The organism is Allocellulophaga tsushimaensis, assembly GCF_055383085.1.
On sequence record NZ_AP039451.1, the window covers coordinates 4,436,666 to 4,450,019 of the forward strand.

13 protein-coding genes are annotated in these 13,354 nt (G+C 32.6%); 5 read left to right on the forward strand and 8 right to left on the reverse strand.

Annotated elements, in window-relative coordinates; all coding sequences use genetic code 11:
- Positions 1-1,131, reverse strand: coding sequence for a tRNA guanosine(34) transglycosylase Tgt (tgt, locus tag ACZ451_RS19075; protein WP_464215003.1), 1,131 nt, complete (start codon positions 1,129-1,131; stop codon positions 1-3).
- 198 nt (positions 1,132-1,329) lie between these two features.
- Here tgt and ACZ451_RS19080 point away from each other — a divergent pair, with 198 nt between their 5' ends.
- Positions 1,330-1,947 carry a porin family protein gene (locus tag ACZ451_RS19080; RefSeq protein ID WP_464215004.1) on the forward strand — a complete coding sequence of 206 codons (618 nt, stop codon included), beginning with the start codon at positions 1,330-1,332 and terminating at the stop codon, positions 1,945-1,947.
- Positions 1,948-2,007: 60 nt separating this feature from the next.
- Here the strand turns inward: ACZ451_RS19080 and ACZ451_RS19085 are convergent, their stop codons facing one another.
- The 6 genes from ACZ451_RS19085 to ACZ451_RS19110 all read right to left on the reverse strand — a co-directional run bounded on the left by ACZ451_RS19085 (position 2,008) and on the right by ACZ451_RS19110 (position 9,459).
- Positions 2,008-2,718, reverse strand: a complete 711-nt coding sequence (locus ACZ451_RS19085; RefSeq protein ID WP_464215005.1) for a hypothetical protein — start codon at positions 2,716-2,718, stop codon at positions 2,008-2,010.
- Positions 2,715-5,426, reverse strand: a complete 2,712-nt coding sequence (locus ACZ451_RS19090) for a T9SS type A sorting domain-containing protein (protein WP_464215006.1) — start codon at positions 5,424-5,426, stop codon at positions 2,715-2,717. Before ACZ451_RS19090 ends, ACZ451_RS19085 begins: the two co-directional genes overlap by 4 nt.
- A gap of 81 nt (positions 5,427-5,507) precedes the next feature.
- Positions 5,508-7,508, reverse strand: a complete 2,001-nt coding sequence (gene ligA, locus ACZ451_RS19095; RefSeq protein ID WP_464215007.1) for an NAD-dependent DNA ligase LigA — start codon at positions 7,506-7,508, stop codon at positions 5,508-5,510.
- A gap of 22 nt (positions 7,509-7,530) precedes the next feature.
- Positions 7,531-8,091 carry an LOG family protein gene (locus tag ACZ451_RS19100; RefSeq protein ID WP_464215008.1) on the reverse strand — a complete coding sequence of 187 codons (561 nt, stop codon included), beginning with the start codon at positions 8,089-8,091 and terminating at the stop codon, positions 7,531-7,533.
- A complete protein-coding gene (gene prmC / locus ACZ451_RS19105) occupies positions 8,088-8,939 on the reverse strand; it encodes a peptide chain release factor N(5)-glutamine methyltransferase (protein WP_464215009.1) in 852 nt (283 codons plus the stop codon). The genes ACZ451_RS19100 and prmC overlap by 4 nt, the downstream gene beginning before the upstream one ends.
- A gap of 31 nt (positions 8,940-8,970) precedes the next feature.
- The gene (locus tag ACZ451_RS19110; protein ID WP_464215010.1) at positions 8,971-9,459 is read right to left on the reverse strand and encodes a GNAT family N-acetyltransferase; all 489 of its coding nucleotides are present in this window, start codon (positions 9,457-9,459) and stop codon (positions 8,971-8,973) included.
- Between the two features lie 103 nt (positions 9,460-9,562).
- On the opposite strand from ACZ451_RS19110, the gene ribD reads away from it, so the two are divergent.
- Genes ribD through ACZ451_RS19130 form a run of 4 tightly spaced genes read left to right on the forward strand, consistent with a single transcriptional unit; the run spans position 9,563 to position 12,733 of the window.
- On the forward strand, positions 9,563-10,648 hold the full coding sequence (gene ribD, locus ACZ451_RS19115) for a bifunctional diaminohydroxyphosphoribosylaminopyrimidine deaminase/5-amino-6-(5-phosphoribosylamino)uracil reductase RibD (protein ID WP_464215011.1): 1,086 nt from the start codon (positions 9,563-9,565) through the stop codon (positions 10,646-10,648).
- On the forward strand, positions 10,641-11,243 hold the full coding sequence (locus tag ACZ451_RS19120) for an HAD-IA family hydrolase (protein WP_464215012.1): 603 nt from the start codon (positions 10,641-10,643) through the stop codon (positions 11,241-11,243). The genes ribD and ACZ451_RS19120 overlap by 8 nt, the downstream gene beginning before the upstream one ends.
- Before the next feature lies 1 nt (position 11,244).
- Positions 11,245-12,123 carry an EamA family transporter gene (locus tag ACZ451_RS19125; protein ID WP_464215013.1) on the forward strand — a complete coding sequence of 293 codons (879 nt, stop codon included), beginning with the start codon at positions 11,245-11,247 and terminating at the stop codon, positions 12,121-12,123.
- Positions 12,116-12,733: an IMPACT family protein gene (locus tag ACZ451_RS19130; RefSeq protein WP_464215014.1), complete on the forward strand. Its 618-nt coding sequence runs from the start codon at positions 12,116-12,118 to the stop codon at positions 12,731-12,733. Before ACZ451_RS19125 ends, ACZ451_RS19130 begins: the two co-directional genes overlap by 8 nt.
- A 21-nt stretch (positions 12,734-12,754) precedes the next feature.
- Here ACZ451_RS19130 and ACZ451_RS19135 read toward each other — a convergent pair whose 3' ends face one another.
- The gene (locus ACZ451_RS19135) at positions 12,755-13,150 is read right to left on the reverse strand and encodes an acyl-CoA thioesterase (RefSeq protein WP_464215015.1); all 396 of its coding nucleotides are present in this window, start codon (positions 13,148-13,150) and stop codon (positions 12,755-12,757) included.
- Positions 13,151-13,354 lie beyond the last annotated feature (204 nt).

Below are 13,354 nucleotides of genomic sequence, written 5' to 3' on the forward strand. Positions count from 1 at the left end.
CTATAATCTTTTATCCATTTGTTTTACCATTATATTTTTCCATTCGTAGAAATCTCCTGCTAAAATATGTTTTCTAGCTTCTCTAGTGAGCCATAAATAAAAGCCTAAATTATGTATGGTTGCTATTTGTTTTCCTAAATATTCATTTGCAGCAAATAAATGCCTTAAATATGCTTTTGAGTATTCTCTATCTACAAAAGTAGTTCCCATTTCATCTAAAGGAGAAAAATCATCTTCCCATTTTTTATTCTTTATATTGATGGTTCCATGCGCAGTAAATAACATTCCATTTCTAGCATTACGGGTAGGCATAACACAATCAAACATATCAATACCTAATGCAATATTTTCTAATATATTAATAGGTGTTCCTACGCCCATTAAATACCTTGGTTTATCTTCTGGTAAGATATTACAAACTACCTCTGTCATCGCGTACATTTCGTCCGCTGGTTCTCCTACAGAAAGTCCGCCTATTGCATTCCCTTCGGCACCTACTCCTGCTATATATTCCGCAGATTGCTTTCTTAAATCTTTATAGGTAGAGCCTTGTACAATAGGAAAAAAAGTTTGTGCATAATCGTACTTTAGTGGCGTTTTTTCTAAGTGTTTTATACAACGTTCTAACCATCTATGTGTCATATGCATAGAGCGTTGTGCATATTTATAATCACAAGGGTAGGGCGTACATTCATCAAAAGCCATAATAATATCCGCTCCTATAACTCTCTGTATTTCCATTACATTTTCTGGAGTAAAAAAATGATAGGATCCATCTATATGAGATTTAAACTTCACCCCTTCTTCTTTAATTTTTCTTCTACCAGACAAGGAATATACCTGATATCCTCCACTATCTGTAAGAATATTACGATCCCATCCCATAAACTTATGAAGTCCTCCTGCTTTTTCTATAATAGCTGTTTTTGGTCTTAAGTATAAATGATAGGTGTTTCCTAATATAATGTCGGGGTTAATTTCTTCTTTTAATTCTTTTTGATGTACGCCTTTAACTGATGCTACAGTACCTACTGGCATAAAAATAGGGGTTTCTATTTTACCATGATCGGTAAGCATTTCTCCTGCTCTTGCTTTGCTTTTTGGATCAGTATGTTTTAATGTAAACTTCAAAATTTTAAAAATATAAATGTGCACAAATATAGTTAACTAGTAAAGGATATTACTTAAGAAAAAAATAAAGTTGACTTAAATAAATCATATTTAAAATACCCGAAAACAATAAAGATTCTATGAAATCGTTTTTCACATATGTAACAAAAGCGAATTGGTATTGTCTTTGATACATATCTACGAACAAAATGAAACTATATGAAAAAAACAATTTTTACCGCAATACTAGCTTTAGTAAGTTGTATTGCATTTGCACAAAATGATTCTGGTTTTGGGATTAAAGCTGGTCTTAACTACAACCAAAATGGTAATTTAAATTTTAGACAAGTACAAACAGCTACTGAAGACCTTATTGCTGGGTCTGAAGGTAAAGTTGGTTTCCATGTTGGTTTTTTTGGAAAATTAGATTTAGGCAAAATTTATTTAAAACCTGAGTTGGTTTACACAAAAACAAATAGTAGTTATAGCCTTAATGGAACGAATACTGATTATGATATCTCTAAAATTGATTTACCTGTTTTATTAGGCTATCAAGTTATTGGTCCTTTGAGTGTCTTTGCTGGACCTTCTTTTCAATATTTACTCAATACAGATTTACAAGATGTAGTATTAAGCGATATTGAAAATGATTTTACATTAGGTATTCATTTAGGTGCTGCTGTAAACCTTGGTAATATTGGTTTAGATGTCCGTTATGAACGAGGTTTTACTTCTAATGAAGCTGCCTTTATCAATAATAATATTACAAATGTAGACAGCGGAAGAATTGATGCTAGACCTTCGCAAATTATATTTGGCTTGTCTCTAAAGCTGTAACATATATTTTCTAGTTCTAAATGAACAACACAAAGGCTCATTCAGAACTAGAAATTATATTTATTGTGTTCGGAATTCAAAAATTTGAGAGGCAGTTCTATTTTCATGACCGTCAATAGTGATTACTTGCCAATAATAAATACTACCTACAGCTAAATTAGAGGCTGCCATTTCTGTAGTGCTCGTATTCCCCAATAAATCTGTTGGAGGTGATGTGGTTGATACATATACATCGTAACCTACAATATCATTATCAGCATCTGCACCTTCCCATCTTAAATTGGTTGAAGTATCAACCGAACTTCCCATTACCGGGCTTATTACATCTGCTGGAAAAGGAGCATAACGCTCTTCTCCAGGTCCAGCATTATATAAATTCCAAGTTTCACTAGTAGCCGTCTCGGTTGTTTTGCTCGTTTTAGAAATCACACTCCATGAATAGGGAACTCCTCTTAGCAATCTAATAGTTTCTACTAGTTCTGTTGTATTTATAGATTGTTCTACATTGGTATTCAAATTCGTTAATACTACTGTATAACTCTCCGCACCTTCCGCTGCATTCCATTCAAAAGGCACATCACTTTCTTGATCCGAAAGTATGGTTCCTTCATTACATTCTGCATCCTTTAACGGAAACACTAAGGTAACTGCATTTGGTGCTTCTACTGTAGGGTCTACTCCAGGCATATCAACACCATCTCCCCCTTTACTGCCACAACTAAACAATGTTGCTAATACACTATAAGCTATAATTTTTACTATATTTTTCATTCCTTAATAATTTTTGATTTAAGTGTATAATTTGTTGAACTTAGAGAAACAATATATAAGCCACTTGTATAATTAGAAAAATCTAAGGATACCGCAGTCCCATTTAAATTAATTTTCTCTGAAGTTACTAATTGGCCAGTAACTGTATACACTGTATACGTTAGTTCCTTCGCTACAATGCTCGGAATAGTAATTGTTAGAATGTCTTTTACTGGATTTGGATGAAGTACAGATTCATCTGATATAATAATTTTTTCTTCATGTATTCCTTGACAGTCTTTACCTGTTTTTACCAATAAATTATTTGCTCCATCTTTTAATGCTAAGGTAATTTCTTTTTGATCTGTTACGGTTACAACATCATTTAATTCTATACGATAAAGATCGTTAGCAGCTCCTGCTAATTGTAATGTTACCGATTTTCCTGATAAGTTTACTTTTGAAGTTACTGATAGGTCTTCTGGCTGATCAATAATTATAGTAAAACATTGCTCATAATTAGCATCTGCCGTTGTTGTAATACAAACTGTATACGTTCCAGAAGCCATCTCTTGAAACAAAGCATTTTCAGTACTGGTAAAAGTCTTAGATGCACCCCCTTCAATAGTTGCTGTATAGGTTAAATTTTCTTTTGCAGAAATCTCTATTGTTCCGTTATCACTATTTCTACAGGTTTCTCCTGTTCCTAATAGTGTAAAATTATCTACTGGTAGTGTATACACAGGGCAACCTGTAGCATCCACTGTAGTATTTTCTGGAGTATCCGGGCATACATCATTTTCATCACTTACCCCGTCATTATCGGCATCGTTCTGTGGTAAACGGATGCAGTTTTCTCCTGGTAAACCATAGCATCCTAAACCAGCTGGTCCAAGTTGAGGATCCCAATCGATACCCGCTACCCAATCTGTTCCTAACTCATAGGCTCCAACATCTGGATTATCACCAACAAAACCATCTGTAATTCCAGGTATTTCTAATCCTTGATCTATAGGTGATGTTCCAGACTGTAATCTAAAATCTCCTAAGGCTACATTTGTATATACTGATGCGTTTACCGTTAAGTTATTTCGTTTATCAGATTGTGGTTCAAAATTTGTATCACTGGCTAAATTATTCCAAACTTTTATATTACTAAAAGCGGTACCTTCTTTATGCCAAGCTCCCATAACCCCCCCTTCATTATTATAAAAGGTATTGTTAAAAATATCATTATCTGCGCCGTCCCAATTAATCTGAATTCCTGTCCATTCAGTATTCCACACCACATTATGGTGTATGGAATAGCCAGCACCATTGGTATCTAAATAAATACCGGCTGCTTTTCTTTTGCTTCCACTAGAATAAGTATCATGAAACCAATTGTGATGAACTTCAGTATCTGGTTGTCTCCCAACCGAATAAAATAATGCACAATCATCCGAAATTAAATTACTACGTGAGACATCATTATACGAAAATTCGTTACGGGAGCCATTGTAACCAATAGCATCTCTACCGCCATTAAAGATCGTATTATTATTCACTTTAGAGTCACTAATACCTCTAACTACTAAAGGCGCATCATAAGTACCGTTATAATTAAAATCATGGACATAAGAGTTGGTAATTTCATTAAAATTACCAGACATATTTATACCCCCGGTAGCATTAAAAGCTATTTCACACCTATCTATAGTAACATTATTTGCTCTTACTAAAACACTAGCTAAACCACTATTAAACCCATTAAAAACACCTCTTGAATGACTCCCATAAAAAGAAGACACACCAGATAGTGTAATATTATTGGCATTATTTCTAATTTCTATACTACCTCCAAAAACAGCCAAATTTCGAAGTTCAATATAACTTTTACCGTTAAAATTTACAGCTATTTTTCTTCTTCGCATTTGGATAGCTCCATTTTGAGGAGCATCTCCTCCAGGGATTTGAACATATAATTCTTTAGTAACGGTATCAAACCACCATTCATTTTCATAATCTAAAGCTCCTTTTACGCCTTCTAAATAAAAATCTCCTCTATCATTTGGAGCATGAAAAGTATAAATCCAACTTAATTGAGCGCTTTTAGTAATATCAAAATCTACTCGTCCTGAAGCACTTCCAGTAATAAACTCTTTCCATGCTAACCAGCCAGAACCAGGCTTATCACCATAAAACCATAATGAACCGCCTGTCCAATCTATATTAGGGATCTCATTTGAAGTTAAAAAACCTTTACGATTTGTATTTATAGCATTAGAAGGACTCCCCCCTTGGTTACGCCTAGAATCTTGTGTAAATGGCATACCATCAGTATTATTTGGCCATCTTGCCAAATCCAATGCAGTATCATTATGTAACACAAAATTTTCTTGGCCTAGATCCCAATCTACTGTTGTCTTGTAAATAGCTCCTCCATCAGACACCCATCCACTAAGTGCTTGCATTGCCGTAATAATAACTCTTTCTCCTGGCATGGAAGTAAAAACAATGGGTTGTCCTGCAGCACCTGAATTTGTTGGTGTAAGTGTTTCTTCATAGGTTCCTTGTCCTATATGCACAATATCTCCTGCAACAGCAACTGATGCTGCTTTAGAGATGGTTAAATATGGACTACTTAAAGTACCATCATTGGTATCGTTTCCTCTTTTAGAAACATAAATATTTCTAGCTGTTGCTGAAATAGAAACCAGCAATACTAGAAAAAAAGTAATTTTTTTCATGGTTTAGTTTATTTGTCATAAAGTTCTTTAATGATTTTTACTTATACCATGAAGTATGATTTTATATGAAGAACATATGTGTTAAGTTGCTATTTGCGATAAAAACTCCTCTTCTGATATAATAGCAACCCCAAGGTTCTCTGCTTTTACACGTTTACTAGGCCCCATTTTATCTCCTGCAATTAAAAATGTTGTTTTAGAAGAAACAGATGAGCCTACTTTACCTCCATTATCTTCTATTATTTTCTTTAATTCAGTTCTAGATACTTTTATAAAAACTCCAGAAACAACATAAGTCTGTCCTTTTAGTTTTTCGGTTTGATTTTCTAATTTATCTGCTGAAATTTCAAATTGAACTCCATAACTTTTTAATCTTTCTATAATTTCTAGATTGGCTTCATTGCTAAAAAAATCTACCACACTATTCGCAATACGGTCACCAATCTCATCTACCAAAACAAGTTCTTCTGCGCTTGCGTTTATGAGCGCATCTATATTTTTATATGCTTTAGCGAGTTTTTTAGCCACGGTTTCGCCTACAAAACGAATACCCAATGCAAATAGTACCCGTTCATAAGGAATTTTAGTAGAGTTTAAAACGCCATTGACTAAGTTTTCAGCAGATTTTTCTGCCATACGCTCTAAAGGCATTACCTGTTCTTTTGTTAAAACATATAAATCTGCATAATTAGCAATAAGGTTTTCTTTAAATAACAATTCGATGGTTTCACTTCCCATACCTTCAATATCCATTGCTTTTCTGGAAATATAATGCTGAATTCTACCTGTAATTTGTGGTGGACAGCCATAGTAATTTGTACAATAGTGCTTTGCATCTCCTTCTGTACGTACTAAAGTAGATTCGCATTCTGGGCATTTTTCTATATAATGGGTTGCTTTAGATTGTTCTGGCCGCTTTGTAGTATCTACACGGATTATTTTAGGAATAATTTCTCCTCCTTTTTCTACAAAAACGGTATCTCCTTCTCTAATATCTAATTTTGCTATTTGATCTGCATTGTGCAAAGAGGCTCTTTTTACAGTTGTTCCTGCCAATAATACAGGTTCTAAATTTGCTACAGGAGTAATTGCACCTGTACGCCCTACCTGATATGTAATTTCATTTAAAACTGTAGATACTTGCTCGGCTTTAAATTTGTATGCCATAGCCCATCTTGGCGATTTAGAAGTATAACCAAGTTCTTCTTGGTGCTGTAAATTATTAACTTTTACTACTACTCCATCTGTTTCATAAGGCAATTGATGACGCTCTGTATCCCATTTTTCTACAAAAGCCATTACATCTTCTGTTGTTTTACAAAGTTTAGCAATAGTAGGTACTTTAAAACCCCAATCTCTTGCTTTTTCTAACATTTCCCATTGTGTTGTTATTCCAATATTATTACCCACAATTCCATATAATAAGCATTCTAACGGACGCATAGCAACTGCAGCACTATCTTGCAACTTTAAGCTTCCTGAAGCAGTATTTCTTGGATTCATATAAGGTTCTTCGCCATTTGCAATTCGTTCTGCATTCATTTGATCAAAACCATCAAAAGGCAATATAATTTCTCCTCTTATATCAAATTTTGGAGGATAATTACCCTTTAATTGAAGTGGAATCGATTTTATGGTTTTTATATTGGTAGTTACATTATCACCTTGAAAACCATCTCCCCTAGTAAGTGCTTGGGTTAATTTTCCATTTTCATAGGTAAGACTTATAGAAGCTCCATCATATTTTAATTCGCATGTATATTCTACTGGTACATCTCCTAAATTTTTCTGTATGCGCTTTTCCCAATCTTCTAGATCTTCTTTTGAATAGGAATTATCTAAAGAGTACATTCTTTGATCATGAGCTACTGTTTCGAAATTTTTAGTGACCATACCGCCAACTCTTAAAGTAGGCGAAGTAGCATCATAATATTCCGGATATTTTTCTTCTAAAACCTGTAATTCTTTAAGTTTTATATCAAAATCATAATCTGAAATTGTTGGTTTGTCTAAAACATAATAATTGTAATTATGCTCTCGGAGTTCTTTACGAAGGTTTTCTATTTTTTCTTGAATATCCATTAGATTTTATCCTTTTAATCTTTTATAATTTTTTGAATGGTTTATAATTTTCCATTTTTTGAAGTAAACCGTCGATTGTTTCGTCAACTAAAAGCAAATCATAACCTTCTTGTTTTAAGAAACCTTGTGCTACCATTTTGCGCAACATTTTGAGTAAGTCATCATAAAAGCCATCAACATTTAAAATTCCGATTGGCTTTTGATGTAATCCTAATTGTGCCCAAGTAATCATTTCAAATAGTTCTTCTAAAGTACCATAACCACCAGGAAGTGTAATAACACCCTCTGACAATTCATGCATTTTAAGCTTACGTTCTTGCATGTTTTCGGTTATAATTAACTCAGTAAGCCCTGCATGATACACTTCTTTTTCTTTGAGAAATTTTGGTATTACACCAATAACATACCCCTTGGCATCCAAGCAACCTTGTGCCACTTTACCCATAACACCAATTTTTGCTCCTCCATACACTAGCTTAATGTTCTGCTTTGCCATAGTTTCACCAAGCTTATAGCCAGATTTACCATATTCTGGATGCACGCCATCACTACTGCCACAAAAAACTACAATACTTTTTATCATATTTTACTATAAATCATACGGTCATTACCAAACATATCTTTTCTTAATTCAACCTTAGAAAAATGATTACTTTCTATAAGACGTACTGTTTCTTTAGCTAAATATTGATTGATCTCAAAAAACAACTCGCCTTCTTTAGCTAGGTTTTTTACAGCAAATTCTGTGATTTTTTTATAAAATACAAGAGGATTATCATCTGAAACAAAAAGTGCTTCGTCTGGTTCATAATCCAATACATTGGCAGTCATTTCTTTTTTTTCTAATTCCCGTACATATGGGGGATTTGAAACTATAATATCAAAAGAAACTTCCAAACTTTTTGTACTTAAAATATCAGCAGCTATAAAGTCTATTTCCACTTCATTTTTAAACGCATTTTGTTTTGCTACTTGCAACGCTTTATCAGACACATCTAATGCATATACTTTAGCATTAGGAATATTTTTTACTAAACACACCGCAATACAACCACTACCTGTACCTATATCTAAGATTTTTAGTGCTTTACCGTATCTTAACTGAGATTTTTTTATAATCCACCGCACCAATTCTTCTGTCTCTGGCCTGGGTATCAATACATTTTTATTCACTACAAAATCCATATCCATAAAATGGGCTTGCCCAATGCTGTATTGTATTGGTTTTTGTAGTTTTAAATCTGCCAAAGCTTCAAATAAAGGTTGCTCATTTTCTTTGCTTATAATTAAGTCTGGCGCTATTGCTAATATAAAGCGTTCTAAATTTAAATAGTGTTCTATAAGCATGTAAAAAAAGCTAGACACTTCTTCTTTGGTATAAATTTGGTCTAATTCTTTATGAAAGATATTTTTTATTTCTTTTAATAGCATATTTTAGAAAATGACTCCAGTGCAGTTCTATTTATATTAAACGCTTAAGCATCCATACTGGACATGAATAATGACCTGTATTTCCCATCGGTTTGTCTAGGTATTCAAATCCAGATTTTACATATAATTTTTGTGCAGCTTTCATAAAAGGCATTGTTTCTATATATACTTTTTCAAAACCATATTCTTTTGCTTTATCTAAACACATTTGCATCATTTTAGCCCCAATACCTTTACCTCTTATTTCGTCTAAAAAGTACATTTTTTGAAGCTCGCAAACATTACCTTTATAATTCTCTAATTGTGCAACCCCAGCGCACCCTACTATTTCTTTATTTTTTTCAACTACAAAATAAGTAGCTTTAGGCACATTATAATTTTCAAACATACTGTCTAAGGCAGTATCTTCATAGGCTGTACCAACTTTTGGCACACCTAAATCTACCAAAACTTTACGGATCACTTGTGCCACAGCGCTATTATCTTTTTTTTTGATTTCTCTTATAATGATACTTTCCATAAATTCTTAAAAATAAGTCAGTTTTAATATCTTATTTTTGTGCTGTGAAGATACATGAAATGTATATAATCCTAAAATTTTATGCCAATTAGAGCATTGAAAAATGAGTCTTAAATCTGATATAGTAGCAGTTACAAAAAATACAGATGAAAAGTATATCAAAAGAGCTATTAAAATCGCAAAAAATGGCTTAGGATATACTGCTCCTAACCCAACGGTTGGTGCTATTATTGTGTGTAATCATAAAATTATTGGCGAAGGCTTCACTAGCCCTTTTGGCGGACATCATGCAGAAGTAAATGCCATAGAAAGTGTGCAAAACAAATCATTACTCGTTAAATCTACTTTATATGTTACACTAGAGCCCTGTTCACATTATGGAAAAACTCCTCCTTGCGCCGATTTAATTCTAAAATATGGAATCCCTAAAGTAGTAATTGGGATTCTGGATCCAAATAAAAAAGTTTCAGGAAAGGGCTATAAAAAACTTAAAGAGGCTGGTGTTACTGTTACACTTGGTGTTTTAGAAAAAGAATGCCGAACACACCATAAAAGATTTTTAAGTTTTCAAGAAAAGGAAAGACCTTATATTATATTAAAATGGGCAGAAACAAAAGATGGTTTTATAGCGCCTGACCCAAAAGAAAGAAAGAAAAATCCGAGTCCATTTTGGATTAGCAATACCGTTTCTAGACAGCTTGTTCATAAATGGAGAGGCGAAGAGCAAGCCATATTAGTAGGTACAAATACAGCTATAGCAGACAATCCTAAATTAAATACAAGGAACTGGAAAGGCAAAAGCCCTACACGAATATTGCTCGATAGAACTTTAAAAGTTACTCCTAATCATCATATCTTAGATGATGCTGCACCTACAATTATAATTACTGAAACCGCCAATACTAATCAGTATATAGAAGGTATTCTTTATGAAGTGATTGATTTTTCTCAGCATATTGCAGCGCAAATCTGTACCGTACTACACAAACATCAAATTACAAGCCTTATCATTGAAGGGGGTACGCAAACACTTCAAACTTTTATAGACGCCCATTTATGGGATGAGGCCAGAATTTTTAAAGGGAATACCTTTTTTAAAAAAGGTATTAAAGCCCCACAGATTTCCAAAGGCCCTAAAACAACTCAAAAAATAAAAACGGATACTTTAACTTACATATACAATGATTAAAAATCTCATTTTTGATTTTGGAGATATTTTCATCAATCTAGATAAAAAAGCTCCATACCGAGAAATGGAAAAATTAGGGCTTGTTATTTTAACAGCCGAATTTGAACAACTCTGTAAAGATTATGAAATGGGAGGCATTACTTCTGAAACATTTATGAATACACTTCATTTAATGTTTCCTAAAACTTCTATTACAAAAATTAAAAATGCATGGAACAGTATTATTCTAGATTTCCCTGAATATCGATTAGACTTTATAGAACAGCTAGCCGCTGAAAAAGAATATCGCCTGTTTTTATTAAGCAATACTAATGAATTTCATATCGAAAAAGTAATCAAAAATATGGGTATAGATCGTTTTAATAGATTTAAAAATTGTTTTGAACAATTTTACTTATCGCATGAGATAAAGCTTAGAAAACCAAATACCAATAGCTATGAATTTGTATTAGAACAAAATAGTTTAAAAGCTGGAGAATGTTTTTTTATTGATGATACCCAAGAAAATACAGATGCTGCCACTTCAACAGGAATTAAATGTTGGAATTTACAAGTTGGTTCAGAAGACATCATCAATTTAAAAAATTATATCTAGCATGTTATATTTAGCACTTAGCGTTCTTTTTTCTAGTTTAATTTTTGTGGTTTTTAAACTCTTTGCTAAGTATCAGATACAAACATTTTATGCCATTATCACTAATTATGTTGTTGCATGTTCAGTAGGTTTATTTTTTTCTGAATCTACAATAAGCATTACCAGTATTATTCATAAAAAATGGTTTATAGGCACTTTATTCATTGCAATACTTTTTATTTCGGTCTTTAATTTAATGGCTTCCGCTGCGCAAAAAGTTGGTGTTTCAGCAGCTTCAGTTGCCACCAAAATGTCATTTGTAATGCCAGTCCTTTATGGCGTTATTGCATACAAAGACAATTTAAATTATGTAAAAATTATTGGCATTTTATTAGCCATCGCTGCAGTTTATTTTGCTGCAGGAAAAGATAAGCGTACTAATAATGCCACTCAAGGAAAATCAACTTTTTTACTACCCATAGCCGTTTTTATAGGCTCTGGTCTTGTAGATGTTTCTTTAAAATATGTGCAATTAAAATATGTACCCAAAACGGATACCTCTTTATTTTCTGCCACAATATTTGGTGTAGCAGCATGTATTGGTTTTATTATTATTATCGCTAAAAGCTTTAAAAAACCTTTTAAAATAAATATTAAAAATGTTACAGGAGGTATTGTTTTAGGGGTGCCTAATTTTTTTTCTATTTACTATTTATTAAAAGCTTTGGAAAACCAATACTTAAATAGTTCGCAAATTTTTACCATCAATAATGTCGCTATTGTATTATTCTCAACTTTATTAGGGGTTTTATTATTTAAAGAAAAACTATCTTTAAAGAATTGGAGTGGTATTGCCCTTGCAATAATCAGTATCTTATTAGTCTCAAGTTTTAATGGATAATATAAAAGACACTTACAAAACCATATTAAAACCTTCTGATGAAGTTTTATTTAAAGAAAAGAAGAGTAAATTCTTTGGATATGCATTTCCTATCACCTCAGAAAATGAAGTAAAACCAATTATTGAAGCGTTAAAGAAAAAACATTACACCGCTAACCATGTTTGTTATGCATGGCAATTAGGCTCAGAAACTATTCGTTACAGAGCTAATGATGATGGTGAACCTAATAATTCTGCTGGGGCACCAATTTATGGGCAGATACAATCTTTTGAAGTTACTAACATCCTTATAGCAGTCGCAAGGATATTTGGGGGTACTAAACTTGGTGTTGGCGGATTAATATCTTCATACAAAACAACTGCTCAAATGGCTTTAGATGCCGCTACGATACTAGAAAAAACAATAGAGAAAGAATATAAAATTTCTTTTAGCTATGCAGAAATGGATAAGGTAATGCGAATTATAAAGCAGCAACACATTAGCATAGTACAACAAACTTTAGAAATGGATTGTACTTTTCGTATCGCTGTACGAAAAAATAATACCGATGCTGTTTACAAACTATTTGAGAATTTTTACGGCGTAACGATTCAAGAAATTGAAAATTGAATTGAACAGACTACAAATTCATTAAGTAACCTTGTCTAAAATGTATTTTGGGCATCTTATTGGTTTTTTTCGTTTTGCATCCATAAAAGCCAAAATTGTATTTGCTTCAATCAAAAGTTCATTATTTTGGTTGTACACCAAATAGTCAAATTCTATCTTAACTGTAGGAGTTTTTTTAAGTTTAGTTTCTACCGTTAAAACATCATCATAAAAAGCAGATTTTTTGTAATTTATACTTAAAGAAACCACTGGCAACATTACACTATTTTTTTCCATCTCTTTGTAAGAAATACCAAATTTACGCAACCACTCTATTCTACCCATCTCTAGGTATTGTGGGTAATTGCCATGGTACACCACTCCCATTTGATCAGTTTCTCCATACCTAACTCTAAAAGAAATTTTGTTAAAACTCATATTTTTCAATATAAAAACAATATATTTAGAAGGTTATAATTATTACGCCTTTAACATGGTGAAAAAAAACCGAAAAATCAATACCAAATGATTTTTTTTTTAGTTTTTTTGTTCACATATTTGCCGTCACAATATTATTACCAAATTTTAGCCTATTTGTAATAATATTTTAAAAAACAAACCCTAAAAACAAATAAGATAACA